Source organism: Raoultella sp. T31, from assembly GCF_002806725.1.
GTDB classification, from domain to species: domain Bacteria; phylum Pseudomonadota; class Gammaproteobacteria; order Enterobacterales; family Enterobacteriaceae; genus Klebsiella; species Klebsiella electrica.
The window spans coordinates 117,635-138,008 of the sequence record NZ_PIBO01000007.1 but is presented as its reverse complement, the minus strand read 5'-3'; the positions used below and the strand labels follow the sequence as shown (position 1 = coordinate 138,008).

Below are 20,374 nucleotides of genomic sequence, written 5' to 3'. Positions count from 1 at the left end.
ACAGAGACAATGAGCAAGCTCAATCAGCAAGGAATTACCTTCTCGAAAAACGATGTAGAAATTATTGCACGCGAAACGCTTTATCGTGGTTTTTTTTCGCTGGATTTATACCGTTTTCGCCATCGCCTGTTTAACGGTGGGATGAGCGGCGAGGTGACGCGCGAAATTTTTGAGCGCGGGCATGCCGCAGTCTTGCTACCCTTTGACCCGATACGTGATGAAGTGGTGCTGGTCGAGCAAATCCGCATCGCCGCGTATGATACCAGCGAGAGCCCGTGGCTACTGGAAATGGTCGCCGGTATGATTGAAGACGGTGAAACCCCCGAGGACGTTGCCCGCCGCGAAGCGGTAGAAGAAGCCGGGCTGGTCGTCGGACGGACAAAACCGGTCCTGAGCTATCTGGCAAGCCCTGGCGGTACCAGCGAAAGGCTGTCTATTCTGGTTGGTGAAGTCGATGCCACAACGGCAAAAGGGATTCACGGTCTGGCGGATGAAAATGAAGACATCCGGGTGCATGTGGTCAGCCGGGAGCAGGCTTACCAGTGGGTTGAAGAGGGGAAAATCGACAACGCGGCCTCTGTCATTGCCTTGCAATGGCTGCAGCTGCATTATCACAATTTACGTAATGAGTGGACAAAATGAAGCGTTATACACCTGACTTCCCGGAAATGATGCGCCTGTGTGAAACCAATTTTGCTCAGTTGCGCCGCTTGCTGCCTCGAACCGATGCAGCCGGCGATGTCGCGGGCTATCAGGTGGGCAATGCGCAATATCGATTAACTATCGTCGAGTCGACCCGCTACACTACATTAGTGTCAATTGAGCAGACGGTTCCGGCGGTAAGTTACTGGAGTTTACCGTCAATGACGGTACGCCTGTATCATGATGCGATGGTCGCTGAAGTGTGTTCGACTCAGCAGATCTTTCGCTTCAAAGCAAAGTATGATTATCCTAATAAAAAGTTGCATCAACGCGACGAAAAGCATCAAATTAATCAGTTCCTGGCGGACTGGCTGAGATACTGTTTAGCACATGGAGCGATGGCGATTCCGGTTTGTTAGCGTCGTGAAACCTAAGGACACCATTTGGAAAGCCTGTTAAATCTGCCTCTGGCTGGTGAGACCAGAGTCAGGATATTACAAATTACTGATACTCACCTGTTTGCTGAAAAACATGAAACGCTGTTAGGTATCAATACCTGGGAAAGCTACCAGGCCGTGCTGGATGCCATCCATGCCTCACAGCGTCCATGCGATCTTATAGTGGCAACAGGCGATCTGGCGCAGGACCATTCCGCCGCGGCCTATCAGCACTTTGCTGAAGGTATCGCGAGTTTTGCCGCGCCCTGCGTCTGGTTGCCGGGCAATCATGACTTCCAGCCGGCGATGTACAGCACGCTGCTGGAATCGGGTATTTCCCCGGCCAAGCGGGTCTTGCTGGGCGAGCACTGGCAAATCTTGCTGCTCGACAGCCAGGTGTTTGGCGTTCCCCACGGCGAGCTGAGCGACTTTCAGCTTGAGTGGCTGGAACAGAAGCTGGCGGAAGAGCCTGAGCGCCATACGCTGCTGCTGTTGCATCACCATCCGCTCCCTTCGGGTTGTAGCTGGTTGGATCAACACAGCCTGCGTAATGCCGGGGCTCTGGATCGCGCACTGGCCGCTTTTCCGCGCGTAAAGCATTTACTCTGCGGCCATATTCACCAGGAACTGGACCTCAACTGGAACGGGCGGCGGATGATGGCCACACCTTCGACCTGCGTACAATTTAAGCCGCATTGCGCCAATTTTACCCTGGACACCCTTTCTCCCGGCTGGCGCTGGCTGGAACTGCACGCCGACGGTACTTTGACCACCGAAGTTTGCCGCCTTAACGGCGTGAAATTTCACCCGGATATCGCTTCAGAAGGATACTGATGGCTACGCTCCTTTATCTGCATGGTTTTAACAGTTCACCGCGGTCGGCCAAAGCGACGGCGCTGAAGGACTGGCTGACGCAGACCTTTCCCGAGATTACGATGGTGGTGCCTGAGCTGCCCGCTTACCCAGCAGACGCGGCGGAGATGCTGGAAGCCATTGTGCTGGAACGCGGCGGGGAACCGCTGGGGGTGGTGGGGTCTTCGCTGGGAGGCTACTATGCCACCTGGCTGTCGCAGTGTTTTATGCTGCCGACTGTGGTGGTTAACCCGGCGGTGCGCCCGTTTGAACTGCTGAACAATTTCCTTGGCCCCAATGAGAATCCGTACACGGGGCAGCAATATGTGCTAGAGTCACGCCATATTTACGATCTCAAAGTCATGCAAATCGACCCGCTGGAAGCGCCTGATTTAATCTGGCTGTTGCAGCAAACGGGCGATGAAGTGCTTGATTACCGCCAGGCCGTTGCTTACTACGCCTCATGCCGGCAGACGGTAGAGGAGGGCGGCAATCACGCATTTGTCGGCTTTGAAGATCATTTCACTCAGATTATCGATTTTCTGGGTTTGCGTTAAGCATTCCTGGACTACCTACGAATACACACCATGACGCAATCTTCATATAACGCTGATGCCATTGAGGTACTCACCGGGCTAGAGCCGGTTCGCCGCCGTCCAGGGATGTACACTGACACAACACGTCCTAACCATCTCGGTCAGGAAGTTATTGATAACAGTGTGGATGAAGCACTGGCTGGCCATGCGAAACGCGTGGAGGTCATTCTTCATGCCGATCAATCGCTGGAAGTGATCGACGATGGCCGCGGGATGCCGGTTGATATCCATCCGGAAGAAGGGGTTCCGGCGGTTGAGCTGATCCTGTGCCGGCTGCATGCGGGCGGCAAATTCTCCAGCAAGAACTACCAGTTCTCGGGGGGGCTGCACGGGGTGGGTATTTCGGTGGTCAACGCCCTGTCGAAGCGCGTGGAAGTGAACGTCCGCCGCGATGGCCAGATCTACAGCATCGCCTTCGAGAATGGCGATAAAGTTGAAGATCTCCGCGTCACCGGCACCTGCGGTAAACGTAATACCGGAACCAGCGTGCATTTCTGGCCGGATGAGCATTTCTTTGATAGTCCGCGCTTTTCCGTCTCGCGCCTGACGCATGTGCTCAAAGCCAAAGCCGTACTCTGCCCTGGAGTCGAGATTGTCTTCCGTGACCAGGTAAACAACAGCGAACAGCGCTGGTGTTACCAGGACGGCCTGACTGACTACCTGTGCGAAGCGGTGAACGGCCTGCCGCTGCTGCCGGAAAAACCGTTCGTCGGCAACTTCTCCGGCGAAACCGAAGCGGTCGACTGGGCGCTGCTGTGGCTACCGGAAGGCGGGGAGCTGCTGACCGAAAGCTACGTTAACCTGATCCCGACCATGCAGGGCGGTACCCATGTTAACGGTCTGCGCCAGGGGCTGCTCGAAGCGATGCGCGAGTTCTGTGAATATCGCAATATCCTGCCGCGCGGCGTGAAGCTGTCTGCGGAAGATATCTGGGATCGCTGTGCCTACGTGCTGTCGGTGAAAATGCAGGATCCGCAGTTTGCCGGTCAGACGAAAGAGCGTCTCTCTTCGCGTCAGTGCGCGGCGTTTGTCTCCGGCGTGGTAAAAGATGCCTTTAGCCTGTGGCTGAACCAGAACGTTCAGGCCGCGGAGCTGCTTGCCGAAATGGCCATCTCCAGCGCCCAGCGCCGGATGCGCGCGGCGAAAAAGGTGGTGCGTAAAAAGCTGACCAGCGGTCCCGCGTTGCCGGGTAAGCTGGCGGACTGTACCGCTCAGGATCTGAACCGTACCGAGCTGTTTCTGGTGGAAGGGGACTCGGCGGGCGGTTCTGCCAAGCAGGCGCGCGACCGTGAATATCAGGCGATCATGCCGCTGAAGGGGAAAATCCTTAATACCTGGGAAGTCTCATCTGATGAAGTGCTGGCGTCGCAAGAGGTCCACGACATTTCGGTGGCGATCGGTATCGATCCGGACAGCGATGACTTAAGTCAGCTCCGCTACGGCAAGATTTGCATTCTCGCGGATGCGGACTCCGACGGCCTGCACATTGCTACGCTGCTGTGCGCGCTGTTTGTGAAGCACTTCCGCACGCTGGTGAAACACGGGCATGTTCACGTTGCGCTGCCGCCTTTGTACCGTATCGATCTCGGCAAAGAGGTTTACTACGCCCTGACGGAAGAAGAGAAAGCCGGCGTGCTGGAGCAGCTCAAACGGAAGAAGGGCAAACCGAACGTCCAGCGCTTTAAAGGGCTGGGCGAGATGAACCCGATGCAGCTGCGCGAAACCACGCTTGACCCGAATACCCGCCGCCTGGTGCAGCTGATTATCAGCGATGAGGATGAGCAGCAGACCACGGCGATGATGGATATGCTGTTAGCCAAGAAACGTTCGGAAGATCGTCGTAACTGGCTGCAGGAGAAAGGGGATATGGCGGATCTGGAAGCCTGACCTGTTGTTTAAGCAGAACTGGCATTTCGCCAGTTCTGACTCATTTCTTGTGTTTTTCTTCGTGCGCAGGCTTAAATGCCGGACTGCAGAATGCGGATACTGGTCTCCAGCACATCGCCTTTCACCGCTTCAGCGTAGGCTTTCATATGCGGTGTTTGCAGATGCGCTTCGAGATGGGCAACGCTTTCCCACTGTTCAACCATGACGATTGAATCCGGAGAGGTGCTCTGGAAACTCACGCCGGCGGCGTGGTCAACCAGCGGCGCATAGCCGTGGCAGCCCTCTTCCTGTAAAACGACCGGAACAAGTTTTGCAAACTGATCAAGTACCGCCTGGCGATGGTGTTGTCCCGGGCGTGTGCGAATTTCTGCGATCACTGTCAACATGATTAACTCAACTCCTTCTGTATGTAGATCTTTAGTTAACCAAAAATCTGCGCCAGATGCTTGCGATATTCTGCTATGTCACGCGGAACATCCGGCATTTTAATGACGTCGTTGGCGATAAAGGTCGGCAGAGGGGTCATGCCGAGGAACTGGTTGGCTTTATGGAACGGCAGATACACGCCGTCAACGCCCACGCCGTGGAAGAACTGATCTTTATCGGTGAAGGCATCCATCGGCGCGTTCCAGGTCAGGGAGAGCATGTACTGCTTGCCCTGAATCAGGCCGCCGGAACCGTATTTCTGACTGGCGTCGGAGCGGGTGCGCCCGTCGCTGGCATACAGCGAGCCGTGGCCTTCGGTGAAGACATCATCAATATATTTCTTCACGGTCCACGGCGCGCCCATCCACCAGCCCGGCATTTGCCAGATAACCACATCGGCCCAGAGGAAATTCTGCACTTCTTGTTGGACGTCGTAATCGCTTTCCGCACGGACGATTTTAACATCATGCCCGGCGTCGCGCAGATAGCCATCCGCGACCTCGGTCAGGGTGTCATTCAACTGGCCGTTTGAATGGGCGAATTTCTTCGCGCCGTTGATAATCAGGATGTTGCTCATTTTTTGCCCTTCAGGTTTCGAGTTTGTCACTGATTTTATCCCGCAAGGCGGGGCGGTAAAATGAGCAAAATGTGCAAAGTCTTTTGCGTTAATTGCAATAATGGCTACCAGCGCACGCGTGCCGTAAAACCGCCTGCGGGCGCGTTGCTGAAGTCTACCGTCATCCGGTGCAGCGCGGCAATGCGGCGGACGATTGATAAGCCCAGTCCGCTACCGGGCTCATCCTGGCCGGGAGGGCGATAGAAGCGCTCGCCGATACGCGCCAGCGCCTCGGGGCTGACGCCCGGGCCATTATCGCGAACGGAAAACTCACGGGCATCAAGAGTGATATCGACCTGGCTGCCGCGCGGGCTGTAGCGTACGGCGTTATCCAGCAGATTGCGCACCAGCAGACTCAGCAGCAGCGGCTGGCCCGGCAGCATGACCTGAGTTGCGTTCAGGTGCAGGCGAAGCTCAATGCCCGCCTGCTGCGCAGAGTGGTACATCTCCATGACCGAAGATTGCAGCAACTCATCGATGGCTATCGTATGCACATCATCAAGCTGCGCCAGAGAATCGAGGCGCGACAACGTTAAAAGCTGGTCTACCAGTCGGGTTGCGCGGTCAATTCCTTCATGCAGCTGCGCCAGCGCTTTCTCCCGCCCCTGCGGGTCGTCCATTGATAGCTGAGCGACTTCAGTCTGCACTTGCAGGGCTGCAAGCGGGCTGCGCAGCTCGTGTGCGGCATCGGAGGTAAACCGGCGCTCGCGTATCATGGTGTCATGCGTACGAGCAAACAGCTGATTCAGGGCATCGACCAGCGGCCGGACTTCACTGGGCACCTTGTCGACGTTAAGCGATTCCGCCGAGTCCGGCGCGCGCAGGCGCAGCGTTCTGGCCAGCTGTTTTAACGGCGCCAGCTCCCGGCTCAATAGCACAATCAGCAGCAGGAACATCAGCGGCAGCGCCACCAGCCAGGGGGTCAGCTGGGAGGTGACGATATCCAGCGCCATTTCCCGCCGGTAGTCCCACTCCTGACCCACGACAATACGGTAGCGGCCATCGCCGGTGGTTAGCTGCAGGAAGCGCCATTCATCATCATCGTTATTCAGATAGCCATCGCTGAAGCCTTCCCGACGATTCTGCCACGGGATGTCCTGACCATTCTCGCCGTCGTGAAGCAGGCGCTTGCCGTCGGCCGTGAAAATCGCGAACGCCAGCGCGTCGTCATCGAGGTGGCCGTGTTTGATCTTCTTTTTTGTCCGCACCGGCGCCGCGAGCGTATGCAGCTCGTCGAAATTCATGGCGCTTAGTCGGCGGGCAAACAGCAGCTGTTGGGTATCAAAGAGCTTATCCAGTTTTTCCGTGGTTTGTTGCCAGGCAAAAAAGCAGGCGATGCCCCAGGCCGCGCTGGTCAGCAGGAAAAACAGGAGCGTCAGGCGGACGCGCAGGCTAAGTCGTTTCATGCATCACCGAGGGTATAGCCGATACCGTGAACGGTACGAATAAATTCACTGCCGAGCTTGCGGCGCAGGTGATGAACGTGCACCTCGACCGCATTGCTGGAGACATCGTCATCCCAGGTATAAAGTTTCTCTTCAATGAGCTTGCGCGGCAGCACACGTCCGGCATTGCGCATCAGCAGCTCCAGCAAGGCGAACTCTTTTGGCTTCAGCGCCAGGTTGTCGCCGTTCACCGTTACGGTCAGACCAATGGGATCGAGCGCAACGTGGCCATGGCGCAGCTCGCTGCTGCTCTGGCCGTGGGTGCGACGAATCAGGGCCTCCAGACGGGCGGCAACTTCAATCAGCGCGAAAGGTTTACACAGATAGTCATCGGCGCCGAGGCGCAGCCCTTCAACCCGCTGGCTGAGCGCATCGCGGGCCGTGAGGATCAGTACCGGCTCGTGGCGGCCCTGATTACGCCATTCGCGCAGGATATCCAGCCCGTCGATGCCGGGCAGCGTCAGGTCGAGGATCGCCGCGTCATAGGGCGCCGTATAGAGCGCGGTTTTGCCCTCTTCGCCGCGGGTAAACCAGTCGATGCTGAAGCCCATTTTTGTCAGCCCGACTTTAATGCCATCGCCGATGAGCTTGTCGTCTTCCACCAGTAAAATGCGCATTGGCCGCTCCTGTGGCTGTCATGAATACGCGCAGTAAACCGCGTTGTGGCAGGCACTGTACAGGAATAAAATTTCTTTTTTCTGCTTAAGAAGTCGTTAAGTTTTGCCTGATGTAATCAGGGTCATATAACCAGACAAGGAGAACATCTTATGAAGAAAATGGCTGCAATGACCGCGATCGTCGCTTTAATTTCGATGCCGGTGCTGGCTGCTGAACAAGGTGGTTTTAACGGACCGGGTGCGACGCAAACCAGCCAGACGTCTACGCAAAAAGGCGGTTTTATTGGCCCGAGCGGGAGCGTAACGACGGTGGAAAACGCCAAATCCTTGCGGGATGACACCTGGGTGACCCTGCGCGGTAAAATCGTGCAGCGGATTTCCGACGATCTGTATAAATTCCAGGACGCTTCCGGGACGGTGAATGTGGATATTGACCATAAACGCTGGAACGGCCTGACCGTCACACCGCAGGACACCGTTGAGATCCAGGGGGAGGTCGACAAAGACTGGAACTCGGTCGAAATCGATGTGAAGCAGATTACTAAAGTCACCCCGTAAGCGCGACATCGCGCAAGATCGGTCAGGAATCGCTATCCTCGCTCTGCCAGAGTATGTCCGCAGGAGGAGACGATGAACGAGACCAGAACCAGCCCGGCGTATGCCGGGCGTTTTCAGCGCGTGTGTTTATACATTGAGCGTCATCTGGATGAGCCCCTGTCGCTGGAGACGCTGAGCGCGATCGCGCATTGCTCGCCGTATCACTTTCACCGGCAATTCACCGCCTGTAGCGGCGTACCGCTGTATCGCTATATCCAGTGGCTGCGTCTGCGCCGCGCCTGCTGGCGTCTGGCGTTCAGGCCGCAGGATAAAATCATCGATATTGCCCTTGATGCCGGGTTTCAGAATCCGGAATCGTTCAGTCGTGCCTTCCGTGCCGCGTTCGCTCAAAGCCCCAGTCAGTTCCGTCAACAGCCGGACTGGCAGGAGTGGCATCGACGCGTTCCGAAACATACGTTACAGGAGCAACATCCGATGGTGCTTAAAATAGTCCAGTTCCCTGAGACGCAGGTGGCGATGTTGCGCCACCGCGGCAGTCCTGATTTGGTCAATGCCACGGCGGCGCAGTTTATCGCCTGGCGCAAGGCGAGCGGGTTATCGCCGGTCGCCACCTGCGCGACCTGGGGCGTGTCGTGGGACGATCCCGCGACCACCCCCGCTGACGATTTCCGTTTTGATATCTGCGGGTCGGTCAATGAACCGATCGCGGAAAACGCCTTTGGCGTGGTGAATGGCACCATTCCGGGCGGGCGATGCGCAGTGGCGCGCCATCACGGCTCGCTGGATACGCTCGCGCAAAGTATCTGGTCTCTCTACCGCGACTGGCTACCGACGTCGGGTGAAACGCTACGCGATTTTCCGCTGTTTTTCCGTTACCTCAACTTCGTGCATGAAGTCGGCGAACACGAGCTACAGACCGATATTTATCTGCCGTTACGCTGATTAGCGCCAGCGGAATCCTCAGCCGATCTCACGGCCTGTGACTCAGGGCGTGAGATCGGGTATTATCGCGGGTAGTTTTGCCGCCCGCACGGTCGGTACGCAGATTGAGGATTCACGATTAATGAGCGATATGGCAGAGCGCCTTGCGCTGCATGAATTTACGGAAAATGCTTACCTGAACTATTCCATGTACGTCATCATGGACAGGGCGTTGCCGTTTATTGGCGATGGTCTGAAGCCGGTCCAGCGTCGCATCGTTTACGCGATGTCTGAGCTGGGGCTGAACGCCAGCGCGAAGTTCAAAAAGTCCGCCCGCACCGTGGGTGATGTGCTGGGTAAATACCACCCGCACGGCGATAGCGCCTGCTATGAAGCGATGGTGCTGATGGCGCAGCCCTTCTCCTACCGCTACCCGCTGGTGGACGGGCAGGGGAACTGGGGGGCGCCGGACGATCCTAAATCCTTCGCCGCGATGCGTTATACCGAATCCCGTTTGTCAAAGTATGCGGAACTGCTGCTGGGTGAACTGGGACAGGGAACCGTCGACTGGGTGCCGAACTTCGACGGGACGATGCAGGAGCCGAAAATGCTGCCTGCGCGTCTGCCGAACATCCTGCTGAACGGCACTACCGGCATCGCCGTCGGTATGGCAACCGATATTCCTCCGCACAACCTGCGTGAAGTGGCGCAGGCGGCGATTACCCTGATCGAAAAACCGCAGACCTCGCTCGACGAGCTGCTGGATATCGTTCACGGGCCAGACTACCCGACCGAAGCCGAAATCATTACTCCGCGCGCGGAGATCCGCAAAATCTACCAGAACGGTCGCGGTTCGGTGCGGATGCGCGCGGTATGGAAGAAAGAGGACGGTGCGGTAGTGATTACGGCGTTGCCGCATCAGGTTTCCGGCGCCCGCGTGCTGGAGCAAATCGCCGCTCAGATGCGCAACAAAAAGCTGCCGATGGTTGACGATCTGCGCGATGAGTCGGACCACGAAAACCCGACGCGCCTGGTGATCGTCCCGCGTTCGAATCGCGTGGATATGGAACAGGTGATGAATCATCTGTTCGCGACCACCGATCTTGAAAAAAGCTATCGCATCAACCTGAACATGATCGGCCTCGACAACCGTCCGGCGGTGAAAAACCTGCTGGAGATCCTCGCGGAGTGGCTGACCTTCCGCCGCGATACCGTGCGTCGCCGTCTGAACTACCGCCTGGAGAAAGTGCTCAAGCGCCTGCACATTCTCGAAGGCTTGCTGGTCGCGTTCCTTAATATCGATGAAGTGATTGAAATTATCCGCCACGAGGATGAGCCGAAGCCGGCCCTGATGTCGCGTTTTGGCATCAGCGAAACCCAGGCGGAAGCGATCCTCGAGCTGAAACTGCGCCACCTCGCCCGACTGGAAGAGATGAAGATCCGCGGCGAGCAGAGCGATCTGGAAAAAGAGCGCGATCAGCTGCAGGCGATTCTGGCCTCTGAACGGAAGATGAACAACCTGCTGAAGAAAGAGCTGCAGGCCGACGCCGAGACCTTTGGCGACGATCGTCGTTCACCGCTGCGCGAGCGCGAAGAAGCAAAAGCGATGAGCGAGCACGACATGCTGCCGTCTGAGCCGGTGACCATCGTGCTGTCGCAAATGGGCTGGGTGCGGAGCGCCAAAGGCCACGATATTGACGCGCAGGGTCTGAGCTATAAAGCGGGCGATAGCTGGAAAGCGTCGTCGAAAGGCAAGAGCAACCAGCCGGTGGTGTTTATTGATACCACCGGGCGTAGCTACGCCATCGATCCGATCACGCTGCCGTCGGCGCGCGGTCAGGGCGAGCCGATTACCAGCAAACTGACGCTACCGCCGGGCGCCAGCGTTGAACATATGCTGATGGAAAGCGACGATCGCAAGCTGCTGATGGCCTCCGACGCTGGCTACGGTTTCGTCTGTACCTTTAACGATCTGGTGGCGCGCAACCGCGCGGGCAAAACGCTGATTACGTTGCCGGATAACGCGCGCGTCATGACGCCGCTGGTGATCGAAGATGATGCTGACATGCTGCTGGCGATCACCTCTGCCGGGCGCATGCTGATGTTCCCGGTCAGCGACTTACCGCAGCTGTCAAAAGGTAAGGGGAATAAGATTATCAATATTCCGTCGGCGGAAGCGGCTTCCGGTCAGGATGGCCTGGCGCACTTGTTCGTGCTGCCGCCGCAGAGCACGCTGACTATCCACGTCGGGAAGCGCAAGATTAAACTGCGTCCGGAAGAGCTGCAAAAAGTCACCGGTGAACGCGGTCGTCGCGGCTCGCTGATGCGCGGACTGCAGAAAATCGATCGTGTGGAAATCGATTCGCCGCGTCGGGCCTCGTCGGCGGACGATAGCGAAGAGTAAGACGGGCATCCCCCTGCTGGCAGGCAGGGGATGCTAAAATTTGCCGCAAAATCGTTGTTTATTCAGGTGTTGCGATTAACAATAGGCGCAAAATCATTCAAAATACGTCGGGCGGTCAGCAAATGACACCCGACGCCTGCAATCTGCTAAACAGCGAGTCAGTACCCTATAGACGTGAGTGACGCTTAAACGCGATGACGAACGTGACAGGCGCGTCGTGCGCTGACGATGTACCGGGCGATATCGCCGTTCGCGCGCATACGAGCTGAAGTTTAACGGGTATTATTCTAAGCGGTTTGGGTTTTAGAGGTAGCTATGCTATTTATTTTTCGACTAATTGTTGTTGTTATTTACTGTATCTTCGTGTGCATATTTGGCTGTATTTACTGCTTGTTCAGCCCGCGTAATCCTAAACACGTTGCCACCTTCGGGCATCTGTTTGGCCGACTCTCTCCGCTGTTCGGCCTGAAGGTAGAAACGCGTAAGCCCGCTGATGCACAGAGCTATGGTAATGCTATCTACATCGCTAACCATCAGAACAACTATGATATGGTGACGGCGTCAAACATCGTACAGCCGCCGACCGTGACCGTGGGTAAAAAGAGTCTGGTGTGGATCCCGTTCTTTGGCCTGCTCTACTGGTTGACGGGGAACCTGCTGATTGACCGTAATAACCGGGCGAAAGCGCATGGCACTATCTCGCAGGTGGTTGATACGTTTAAAAAACGCAAAATCTCTTTCTGGATGTTCCCGGAAGGTACGCGTAGCCGCGGTCGCGGTTTGCTGCCCTTTAAAACCGGCGCTTTCCACGCGGCTATTGCCGCAGGCGTGCCGATTATTCCGGTATGCGTTTCCAATACATCGAATAAAATTAACCTCAATCGCCTGAACAATGGTCTGGTGATTGTCGAAATGCTGCCGCCGGTCGATACCAGCCAGTTTGGTAAAGAGGGCGTACGTGCGCTGGCAACGCACTGCCGCGAACTGATGGCGGCGAAGATTGAAGAGCTGGATCGCGAAGTTGCTGAGCGCGAAGCGGCGGCAAAGAAATAAACAGGAACTGCTGCGATAACGCGAGCGCAGGGCTAGCGGGAAACGAATTCCCTTTTTGATGAGTTAGTATTCCATGGAGTTAATATGTCACTCAGTCGGCGTCAGTTTATCCAGGCTTCAGGCGTAGCGCTGTGCGCGGGAGCCGTGCCGCTGAACGCACATGCCGCCGGCCAGCAGCCAGCCTTGCCGGTTCCGCCGTTGCTGGAATCCCGCCGCGGTCAGCCGCTGTTTTTAACTCTGCAGCGGGCGCACTGGTCATTTACCCCGGGAACGCGCGCCTCGGTATGGGGCGTGAACGGCCGCTACCTCGGGCCGACGATCCGCGTGTGGAATGGCGATGATGTTAAGCTCATTTACAGCAACCGACTGACGGAAAACGTCGCCATGACCATCCGGGGCCTGCAGGTTCCCGGTCCGCTGATTGGCGGCGCGGCGCGAATGATGTCGCCGAACGCCGACTGGGCGCCGGTGCTGCCGATTCGCCAGAGTGCCGCCACGCTGTGGTATCAGGCCAACACGCCAAACCATATGGCGAAACAGGTCTATAACGGCCTCGCCGGCATGTGGCTGGTGGAGGATGAGGTCAGTAAGAACCTGCCAATCCCTAATCACTACGGTGTGGATGACTTCCCGGTGATTATTCAGGACAAGCGACTGGATAATTTCGGTACCCCGGAATACAGCGAACCCGGCAGCGGCGGTTTTGTCGGCGATACGCTGTTGGTGAACGGCGTGCAGAGCCCGTATGTCGAAGTGTCGCGCGGCTGGGTGCGCCTGCGCCTGCTGAACGCCTCTAACTCCCGTCGCTATCAGCTGCAGATGAGCGATGGCCGGCTGATACACGTTATCTCCGGCGACCAGGGTTTTTTATCCGCCCCGGTTTCGCTGAAACAGCTGTCGCTGGCTCCCGGCGAGCGGCGAGAAATTCTGGTGAATATGACCAACGGCGATGAGGTGTCGATTACCTGCGGCGAAGCGGCAAGCATCGTTGACCGTATCCGTGGCTTCTTCGAACCGTCGAGCATTCTGATTTCTACTCTGTTATTAACGTTGCGTCCGACGGGCCTGCTGCCGCTGGTCACCGATAGTCTGCCGGTACGTCTGCTGCCGACGGAGTTCCTGTCCGGCACGCCGGTTCGCTCGCGGGATATCTCCCTCGGCGACGATCCGGGGATTAACGGCAATCTGTGGGATCCGCAGCGCATTGATATCACTGCCCAGCAGGGCACCTGGGAGCGCTGGACGGTGCGCGCCGATCGGCCGCAGTCGTTCCATATAGAAGGCGTGATGTTCCAGGTACGTAACGTGAACGGGTCCGCACCGTTCCCGGAGGACCGCGGCTGGAAAGATACCGTCTGGGTCGACGGACAGGTGGAGCTGCTGGTGTACTACGCGCAGCCTTCCTGGCCGCACTTCCCGTTCCAGTTCCTGAGCCAGACGCTGGAGCTGGCCGACCGTGGCTCAATTGGCCAGATGCTGGTTAACCCGGCACCGTAATGGCGGATACCCTGGCCGAATCGCGGTCAGGGTATCCGAAAATCTCCCTTCATTTCTTTCGTCGATCCGGCTTATAATCGCCGCCCTTTGATTATTTTTTTATCACTTTTCCCGGAAGCAATATGAGCGCGATATCCCTGATCCAACCGGATCGTGACCTTTTTTCCTGGCCGCAGTACTGGGCCGCCTGCTTTGGCCCGGCGCCATTTTTACCAATGTCACGCGAAGAGATGGATCAACTTGGCTGGGATAGCTGCGACATTATCCTGGTTACCGGCGATGCGTATGTCGACCATCCGAGCTTTGGGATGGCGATTTGCGGACGCATGCTGGAAGCGCAGGGATTCCGCGTCGGGATTATTTCTCAGCCTGACTGGAACAATAAAAATGACTTTATGCGCCTCGGCAAACCGAATCTGTTCTTCGGGGTCACCGCCGGCAATATGGACTCGATGATCAACCGCTACACCGCCGATCGTAAACTGCGCCACGATGATGCGTATACCGCGGGCAATGTCGCCGGTAAACGTCCTGACCGCGCCACGCTGGTTTATACCCAGCGCTGTAAAGAAGCGTGGAAGGATGTCCCGGTGATCCTCGGGGGGATCGAGGCCAGCCTGCGCCGTACCGCGCATTATGATTACTGGTCTGATACCGTGCGCCGTTCGGTGCTGGTGGATTCGAAGGCCGATATGCTGATGTTCGGCAATGGCGAACGTCCGCTGGTGGAAGTGGCGCATCGTCTGGCCGCCGGTGAGCCGATTAGCCACATTCGCGACGTGCGTAATACCGCCATTATGGTCAAAGAAGCGCTGCCGGGCTGGAGCGGCGTGGACTCTACCCGTCTGGATACGCCGGGTAAAATTGACCCCATCCCGCACCCGTATGGCGAAGACCTGCCGTGTGCGGATAACAACACCGTCGCACCGCCAAAACAAGAAGCCAAACGCGTCACCGTGCAACCGCCGCGTCCGAAGCCGTGGGAAAAAACCTACGTCCTGCTGCCTTCCTTTGAGAAGGTCAAAGGGGACAAGGTGCTGTACGCGCATGCGTCGCGTATTCTGCATCATGAGACCAACCCGGGCTGCGCGCGCGCGTTGATGCAAAAGCACGGCGAGCGTTATATCTGGGTTAACCCGCCGGCTATCCCGCTGTCGACGGAAGAGATGGACAGCGTGTTTGCGCTGCCGTATAAGCGCGTCCCGCACCCGGCATATGGCGACAGCCGTATTCCGGCTTACGAGATGATTCGTTTCTCGATAAACATTATGCGCGGCTGTTTCGGCGGCTGTTCTTTCTGCTCTATCACCGAGCATGAAGGCCGCATCATTCAGAGCCGTTCCGAAGATTCGATCATCAACGAAATCGAAGCGATTCGCGACACGGTTCCCGGCTTTACCGGTGTTATCTCCGATCTTGGCGGCCCGACGGCCAACATGTATATGCTGCGCTGCAAGTCGCCGCGCGCGGAACAAACCTGTCGCCGTTTATCCTGCGTCTATCCGGATATCTGCCCGCACATGGATACCAACCATGAGCCGACGATCAATCTCTATCGTCGCGCCCGCGATCTGAAAGGGATTAAAAAAATCCTTATCGCCTCAGGCGTGCGTTATGACATCGCCGTCGAGGATCCGCGCTATATCAAAGAGCTGGCGACTCACCATGTCGGCGGCTATCTGAAAATTGCTCCGGAACATACGGAAGAAGGCCCGCTGTCAAAAATGATGAAGCCGGGTATGGGAAGCTATGACCGTTTTAAAGAGCTGTTCGATACCTATTCGAAGCAGGCGGGCAAAGAGCAGTACCTGATTCCGTACTTTATCTCCGCGCACCCGGGTACGCGCGACGAAGATATGGTGAACCTGGCCCTGTGGCTGAAAAAACACCGTTTCCGTCTCGACCAGGTGCAGAACTTCTATCCGTCGCCGCTGGCCAACTCGACCACCATGTATTACACCGGCAAGAACCCGCTGGCTAAGATTGGCTATAAGAGTGAAGACGTTGTGGTGCCGAAAGGCGACAAACAGCGCCGTCTGCATAAAGCGCTGCTGCGTTACCACGATCCGGCGAACTGGCCGCTGATTCGTCAGGCGCTGGAGAGCATGGGTAAGAAGCATTTGATTGGATCGCGCCGCGACTGTCTGGTGCCTGCTCCGACGCTGGATGAGATGCGCGAAGCGCGTCGTCAGAACCGCAATACTCGCCCGGCGTTGACCAAGCATACGCCGATTACGCATCAGCGTTCGAACGGTGGGGAGACGGCGAGGAAGCCGATAAAACGCGGTAAGGTCGCCAGCCGTTAAGTTTGTCGGATGGCCCGGCGGCGCAGCGCTGACCGGGCCAGTAAAACGGTGAACCACCGGCCGGATCGGCATCCGCGCCATCCGGCCTTTTTATATGCTATCCGCCGAACTGATCCGGATCCGGTCCCAGACGTTTGTTCTGATCCAGTTTCGCCATCTCACCCAGTTCGTCTTTATCGAGACGGAAATCCCAGACGTTGAAGTTCTCCGCAATACGGGCCGGCGTCACGGATTTCGGAATCACCACCAGTCCGTTGTCCAGGTGCCAGCGGATAACAATCTGCGCGGGCGTTTTAGCGTATTTATCCGCCAGATGATGAATAATTTTCCGGTCGAAAACGCCTTCTCCTCCCTGCGCCAGCGGGCTCCAGGATTCCGTCTGAATTTTATGCGTAGCGTTCCAGGCATGAAGCTGACGTTGCTGGAGTAAAGGATGAAGCTCTACCTGGTTTATCACCGGCACGATGCCGGTTTCATCCAGCAGTCGCTGGAGATGATGCACCTGGAAGTTACAGACGCCGATGCTTTTGACCAGCCCCTCTTTTTGCAGCTCAACCATGCCTTTCCAGGCGTCAACATAGTGATCAATCGCCGGAACCGGCCAGTGCATAAGATAGAGATCGACGTAATCGAGCTGCAGTTTACGCAGGCTCTCTTGTAGCGCCTCACGAGGACGTTTTTGGTCGTCGTTCCACAGTTTCGTGGTAATAAACAGCTGATCGCGGGGGATGTCTGCGCTGCGTAACGCATTGCCGACACCGGTCTCATTTTGGTAGGCGGCGGCGGTGTCAAAAGAGCGATAACCGACTTCCAGCGCCTTATGAATGGCGGAGACGACTTCCTCGTTGCCTGCTTTCCACACGCCGAGACCCAGTTGTGGCATCAGGTTGCCGTCGTGCAGTTTTATAACGGTTGGATGTGTCATGCCTTCCTCCTGTTAATGAAACTCAGCGGTGTACATTCCGCTAAGGGGTAGCATTAAGTCTGGACGAAATAGCTAAAAACGGTAGTAAAACTGTTCTCCTTCCCGCAAGTTCACGGCAAGGAGAATAGAGAGGGAAAGGGAAACTTAGCGTGCCGCCTCGTAAATCCGGCGGCTGACCTCAAGGGTGATATCCTTATTTTCACCCAGCGCCGTCATGCCGTGCTCTTCCAGTTTAGCCAGTAACGCCGGAATGGAGCTACCGTCCAGACCGTAGTCGGAAAGACGGGTCGGTACGCCGAGCTGTTCGAAGAAGTGACGCGTCGCGGCGATCGCGGCATCGATACGTTCGTCTTCAGAACCCTCGGTAATATTCCAGACGCGGGTGGCATACTGCAGTAGCTTCGCGCGTTTAGTCTCGCGTTTCTCATTCCACAACACTGGCAGCACGATAGCCAGCGTCTGGGCATGGTCGAGGCCATGCATCGCGGTCAGTTCATGACCCAGCATATGCGTTGCCCAGTCCTGGGGAACACCGGCGCCGATCAGGCCGTTTAACGCCTGGGTCGCGGCCCACATGATATTGGCGCGAACGTCGTAATTTTCTGGGTCTTTCAGCGCTTTCGGGCCCTCTTCAATCAGGGTCAGCAGGATGCCTTCGGCAAAGCGATCCTGAATTTTGCCATCGACCGGATAGGTGACGTACTGTTCAACGGTATGGACAAATGCGTCAACAACGCCATTGGCCACCTGACGCGGCGGCAGGGTATAGGTGTAAACCGGATCGAGGATCGCAAACACCGGTTGCACATGAGAAGACATGAAGGCGCGTTTGTCGCCGGTGGTTTTACGCGAAACCACGGCGCCTTTATTGGATTCGGAGCCGGTTGCCGGCAGCGTCAGCACGGAGCCCATCGGGATCGCGCTTGTCACATGGCTGCCGTAGGTTTCGAGAATTTCCCACGGATCGACGTTTTCATCATAGTGCGCCGCCGCGGCGATGAATTTGGTGCCATCCAGTACCGAACCGCCGCCGACGGCGAGCAGGAAGGTGACGTTTTGTTCACGGGCGATTTTCACCGCCTTCATCAGCGTTTCGTAAGAGGGGTTTGGTTCAATCCCGCCAAACTCCAGAACGTCGAAGCCGTTCAGGGCGTTGAGGACCTGATCGAGCACGCCGGTTTTCTTCACGCTGCCGCCGCCGTAGGTCACCAGAATCCGGGCATCCGCCGGGATTTGAGCGCGCAGGTTGTCGATGGCACCTTTACCAAACAGGATGCGGGTTGGGGTATGTAGATCGAAATTATTCATTATTCGTGCCCTCAAAAAAAGAAAACTGCCGGCTGAGAGGAGGCCTCGGCCAGATGACGATCATTGTGGTCCCGTCGCCGGTTCCCCTCAATGCACATTCCTGCCGTTGTCTTGCCCATTTCTCCATCGGGCTGGAGAAAAGGCAGAAAGATGCGCACAATGCAGAGGTGAGAAAACGTCTGGAGAATTACCGAAAATGAACCGCGCCGAGATATGCCAGCTGCTGACGAAAAAGGTTAATGCACTGAAAGATAAAGAAGAAAATCTCAGCGTGCTGCTGCCCGATATTCGCCTGTTGTACGGCACGCAGCCGGGTACCCGCACGCCGGTAATGTACCAGCCAGGCATTGTTTTTCTCTTTTCAGGTCATAAAATTGGCTACATCAATGAGCGGACTTTCCGCTATGACACCAATGAATACCTGCTGTTGACGGTGCCGCTGCCGTTTGAGTGCGAGACCTTCGCGACGCCAGAGGTGCCGCTTGCGGGATTGCGCCTGAACGTGGATATTCTTCAGCTACAGGAGCTGTTGATGGACATTGGCGAGGACGCACTGTTTCAGCCCTCGATGGCCTCCAGCGGCATCAACTCGGCGGCGCTATCGGAGGAGATCCTGTGCGCGGCGGAAAGGCTGCTGGATGTGATGGAGCGGCCGCTGGATGCGCGTATTCTCGGCAAACAGATCATCCGCGAGATCCTCTATTACGTGCTCACCGGGCCATGCGGTGGGGCGCTGCTGGCGCTGGTCAGCCGACAAACCCACTTCAGCCTGATTAGCCGCGTCCTGAAGCGCATTGAAAGCCAGTACACCGAAAACCTCAGTGTCGATCAGCTGGCGGCGGAGGCCAACATGAGCGTCTCGGCGTTTCATCATAATTTCAAATCGGTGACCAGCACCTCACCGCTGCAGTACCTCAAAAGCTATCGCTTACATAAGGCGCGGATGCTGATGATTCATGACGGGATGAAAGCCAGCGCCGCGGCGATGCGCGTCGGCTACGAGAGCGCGTCGCAGTTTAGCCGTGAATTTAAACGCTATTTTGGTATGACGCCGGGAGAAGATGCGGCGCGGATCAGAACGATTCAGGGCATGTGACGGGAAATCAGTCCCGGGAAGGGCTGCTGCGCCACTCCCGGGAAGGCTCTGTCAGGCGTTACAGAATTTTTTCTTGATAACCACCACCAGGGTGCCCACCAGCCCGGCCACCAGCAGCGCGATCGGCAGAATCATCAGGCAGGTCATGACCTGGTCTTCATGTCGTTTCACGAACGGGATCATGCTGAGCGCATAGCCCAGACCGGTGACCACGCCCACCCACAGCAGCGCGCTGAGCCAGTTGAAGAACTGAAAGCGACGGTTGGAGAGTCCGGAAATGCCGGCCATCGTTGGCAGCAGGGTGCGCACGAAGGCGAGGAAACGACCGGCCAGCAGCGCCAGAAGACCATGTTTATCAAACATACAGGTCGCGCGCTGATGGTACTTCTGCGGCAGATGGGCGAGCCAGCCTTTGACGGTTTCGGTATTGCCGAGCCAGCGCCCTTGCAGATAGCTCAACCAGCAGCCGAGGCTGGCAGCGGCGGTAAGGATGGCAAGAGTCGGCACAAAATCCATGACGCCTTTGGCTATGAGCGCTCCGGCGAGCAGCAGCAGGCTGTCCCCGGGTAAAAATGAAGCGGGCAGCAGACCGTTTTCCAGAAACAATGTCATGAACATGACCAGATATACAACGCCCACGACCTGGGGGTTTGCCAACGCGGCAAAATCATGTTGCCACAGGGCGGCGACAATCTCTTGAATGACAACCATGGACTTTCCTAAGTGGTACCGTATTTTTGACTAGTGTACTCCTGAAGAGCCCCGAGCACCTTGATCTCGGGCGCAAC

General features: G+C 56.8%; 18 protein-coding genes and 1 pseudogene. 12 read left to right on the top strand and 7 right to left on the bottom strand.

What is annotated here, in order from left to right:
* The first annotated feature begins 9 nt into the window (after positions 1 to 9).
* Genes nudF through parE form a run of 5 tightly spaced genes read left to right on the top strand, consistent with a single transcriptional unit; the run spans position 10 to position 4,414 of the window.
* A complete protein-coding gene (nudF, locus tag CWM52_RS07395) occupies positions 10 to 642 on the top strand; it encodes an ADP-ribose diphosphatase (protein ID WP_100683509.1) in 633 nt (210 codons plus the stop codon).
* Complete coding sequence (locus tag CWM52_RS07390) at positions 639 to 1,061, top strand: DUF1249 family protein (protein WP_004867771.1); 423 nt, start codon at positions 639 to 641, stop codon at positions 1,059 to 1,061. The genes nudF and CWM52_RS07390 overlap by 4 nt, the downstream gene beginning before the upstream one ends.
* Positions 1,062 to 1,085: 24 nt before the next feature.
* Complete coding sequence (cpdA, locus tag CWM52_RS07385; RefSeq protein ID WP_100683508.1) at positions 1,086 to 1,913, top strand: 3',5'-cyclic-AMP phosphodiesterase; 828 nt, start codon at positions 1,086 to 1,088, stop codon at positions 1,911 to 1,913.
* A complete protein-coding gene (gene yqiA, locus CWM52_RS07380) occupies positions 1,913 to 2,488 on the top strand; it encodes an esterase YqiA (RefSeq protein ID WP_100683507.1) in 576 nt (191 codons plus the stop codon). Before cpdA ends, yqiA begins: the two co-directional genes overlap by 1 nt.
* Before the next feature lie 30 nt (positions 2,489 to 2,518).
* Positions 2,519 to 4,414 (top strand): DNA topoisomerase IV subunit B, encoded by a 1,896-nt coding sequence (parE, locus tag CWM52_RS07375; RefSeq protein WP_100683506.1) that lies wholly within the window; start codon positions 2,519 to 2,521, stop codon positions 4,412 to 4,414.
* Between the two features lie 71 nt (positions 4,415 to 4,485).
* Here parE and CWM52_RS07370 read toward each other — a convergent pair whose 3' ends face one another.
* From CWM52_RS07370 to qseB, 4 genes are all read right to left on the bottom strand, one after another.
* Complete coding sequence (locus tag CWM52_RS07370) at positions 4,486 to 4,800, bottom strand: putative quinol monooxygenase (protein WP_004867760.1); 315 nt, start codon at positions 4,798 to 4,800, stop codon at positions 4,486 to 4,488.
* 35 nt (positions 4,801 to 4,835) lie between these two features.
* Entirely contained in the window at positions 4,836 to 5,417 is a 582-nt protein-coding gene (locus tag CWM52_RS07365; protein WP_100683505.1) for an NAD(P)H-dependent oxidoreductase, read from the bottom strand.
* A 104-nt stretch (positions 5,418 to 5,521) separates the two neighbouring features.
* On the bottom strand, positions 5,522 to 6,862 hold the full coding sequence (gene qseC, locus CWM52_RS07360; RefSeq protein ID WP_100683504.1) for a quorum sensing histidine kinase QseC: 1,341 nt from the start codon (positions 6,860 to 6,862) through the stop codon (positions 5,522 to 5,524).
* A complete protein-coding gene (gene qseB, locus CWM52_RS07355) occupies positions 6,859 to 7,518 on the bottom strand; it encodes a quorum sensing response regulator transcription factor QseB (RefSeq protein WP_044347910.1) in 660 nt (219 codons plus the stop codon). Before qseB ends, qseC begins: the two co-directional genes overlap by 4 nt.
* 150 nt (positions 7,519 to 7,668) lie before the next feature.
* Here qseB and CWM52_RS07350 point away from each other — a divergent pair, with 150 nt between their 5' ends.
* The 6 genes and pseudogenes from CWM52_RS07350 to CWM52_RS07325 all read left to right on the top strand — a co-directional run bounded on the left by CWM52_RS07350 (position 7,669) and on the right by CWM52_RS07325 (position 16,257).
* Positions 7,669 to 8,076, top strand: coding sequence for a YgiW/YdeI family stress tolerance OB fold protein (locus tag CWM52_RS07350; protein ID WP_004867749.1), 408 nt, complete (start codon positions 7,669 to 7,671; stop codon positions 8,074 to 8,076).
* A 72-nt stretch (positions 8,077 to 8,148) separates the two neighbouring features.
* Complete coding sequence (locus tag CWM52_RS07345) at positions 8,149 to 9,018, top strand: AraC family transcriptional regulator (RefSeq protein ID WP_100683503.1); 870 nt, start codon at positions 8,149 to 8,151, stop codon at positions 9,016 to 9,018.
* 121 nt (positions 9,019 to 9,139) lie between these two features.
* Positions 9,140 to 11,401 carry a DNA topoisomerase IV subunit A gene (gene parC / locus CWM52_RS07340; RefSeq protein WP_100683502.1) on the top strand — a complete coding sequence of 754 codons (2,262 nt, stop codon included), beginning with the start codon at positions 9,140 to 9,142 and terminating at the stop codon, positions 11,399 to 11,401.
* 315 nt (positions 11,402 to 11,716) lie between these two features.
* On the top strand, positions 11,717 to 12,454 hold the full coding sequence (gene plsC / locus CWM52_RS07335) for a 1-acylglycerol-3-phosphate O-acyltransferase (RefSeq protein WP_100683501.1): 738 nt from the start codon (positions 11,717 to 11,719) through the stop codon (positions 12,452 to 12,454).
* An 84-nt stretch (positions 12,455 to 12,538) separates the two neighbouring features.
* Positions 12,539 to 13,951: a cell division protein FtsP gene (gene ftsP / locus CWM52_RS07330; RefSeq protein WP_100683500.1), complete on the top strand. Its 1,413-nt coding sequence runs from the start codon at positions 12,539 to 12,541 to the stop codon at positions 13,949 to 13,951.
* Positions 13,952 to 13,984: 33 nt separating this feature from the next.
* Positions 13,985 to 16,257: pseudogene (locus CWM52_RS07325) on the top strand (YgiQ family radical SAM protein).
* 97 nt (positions 16,258 to 16,354) lie between these two features.
* Here CWM52_RS07325 and dkgA read toward each other — a convergent pair.
* On the bottom strand, positions 16,355 to 17,182 hold the full coding sequence (dkgA, locus tag CWM52_RS07320; protein WP_100683498.1) for a 2,5-didehydrogluconate reductase DkgA: 828 nt from the start codon (positions 17,180 to 17,182) through the stop codon (positions 16,355 to 16,357).
* Positions 17,183 to 17,326: 144 nt separating this feature from the next.
* Positions 17,327 to 18,490 (bottom strand): alcohol dehydrogenase, encoded by a 1,164-nt coding sequence (gene yqhD / locus CWM52_RS07315; protein ID WP_100683497.1) that lies wholly within the window; start codon positions 18,488 to 18,490, stop codon positions 17,327 to 17,329.
* A gap of 196 nt (positions 18,491 to 18,686) precedes the next feature.
* On the opposite strand from yqhD, the gene CWM52_RS07310 reads away from it, so the two are divergent.
* Positions 18,687 to 19,586 carry an AraC family transcriptional regulator gene (locus CWM52_RS07310; protein ID WP_100683496.1) on the top strand — a complete coding sequence of 300 codons (900 nt, stop codon included), beginning with the start codon at positions 18,687 to 18,689 and terminating at the stop codon, positions 19,584 to 19,586.
* A 51-nt stretch (positions 19,587 to 19,637) separates the two neighbouring features.
* Here CWM52_RS07310 and yghB read toward each other — a convergent pair whose 3' ends face one another.
* A complete protein-coding gene (gene yghB, locus CWM52_RS07305; protein WP_100683495.1) occupies positions 19,638 to 20,297 on the bottom strand; it encodes a DedA family general envelope maintenance protein YghB in 660 nt (219 codons plus the stop codon).
* Positions 20,298 to 20,374 lie beyond the last annotated feature (77 nt).

Coding starts and splice junctions, on each gene's coding strand:
- nudF (WP_100683509.1), top strand. CDS start 10: ATGAGCAAGCTCAATCAGCAAGGAATTACCTTCTCGAAAAACGATGTA.
- CWM52_RS07390 (WP_004867771.1), top strand. CDS start 639: ATGAAGCGTTATACACCTGACTTCCCGGAAATGATGCGCCTGTGTGAA.
- yqiA (WP_100683507.1), top strand. CDS start 1,913: ATGGCTACGCTCCTTTATCTGCATGGTTTTAACAGTTCACCGCGGTCG.
- parE (WP_100683506.1), top strand. CDS start 2,519: ATGACGCAATCTTCATATAACGCTGATGCCATTGAGGTACTCACCGGG.
- CWM52_RS07370 (WP_004867760.1), bottom strand. CDS start 4,800: ATGTTGACAGTGATCGCAGAAATTCGCACACGCCCGGGACAACACCAT.
- CWM52_RS07365 (WP_100683505.1), bottom strand. CDS start 5,417: ATGAGCAACATCCTGATTATCAACGGCGCGAAGAAATTCGCCCATTCA.
- qseC (WP_100683504.1), bottom strand. CDS start 6,862: ATGAAACGACTTAGCCTGCGCGTCCGCCTGACGCTCCTGTTTTTCCTG.
- qseB (WP_044347910.1), bottom strand. CDS start 7,518: ATGCGCATTTTACTGGTGGAAGACGACAAGCTCATCGGCGATGGCATT.
- CWM52_RS07350 (WP_004867749.1), top strand. CDS start 7,669: ATGAAGAAAATGGCTGCAATGACCGCGATCGTCGCTTTAATTTCGATG.
- CWM52_RS07345 (WP_100683503.1), top strand. CDS start 8,149: ATGAACGAGACCAGAACCAGCCCGGCGTATGCCGGGCGTTTTCAGCGC.
- parC (WP_100683502.1), top strand. CDS start 9,140: ATGAGCGATATGGCAGAGCGCCTTGCGCTGCATGAATTTACGGAAAAT.
- plsC (WP_100683501.1), top strand. CDS start 11,717: ATGCTATTTATTTTTCGACTAATTGTTGTTGTTATTTACTGTATCTTC.
- ftsP (WP_100683500.1), top strand. CDS start 12,539: ATGTCACTCAGTCGGCGTCAGTTTATCCAGGCTTCAGGCGTAGCGCTG.
- dkgA (WP_100683498.1), bottom strand. CDS start 17,182: ATGACACATCCAACCGTTATAAAACTGCACGACGGCAACCTGATGCCA.
- yqhD (WP_100683497.1), bottom strand. CDS start 18,490: ATGAATAATTTCGATCTACATACCCCAACCCGCATCCTGTTTGGTAAA.
- CWM52_RS07310 (WP_100683496.1), top strand. CDS start 18,687: ATGAACCGCGCCGAGATATGCCAGCTGCTGACGAAAAAGGTTAATGCA.
- yghB (WP_100683495.1), bottom strand. CDS start 20,297: ATGGTTGTCATTCAAGAGATTGTCGCCGCCCTGTGGCAACATGATTTT.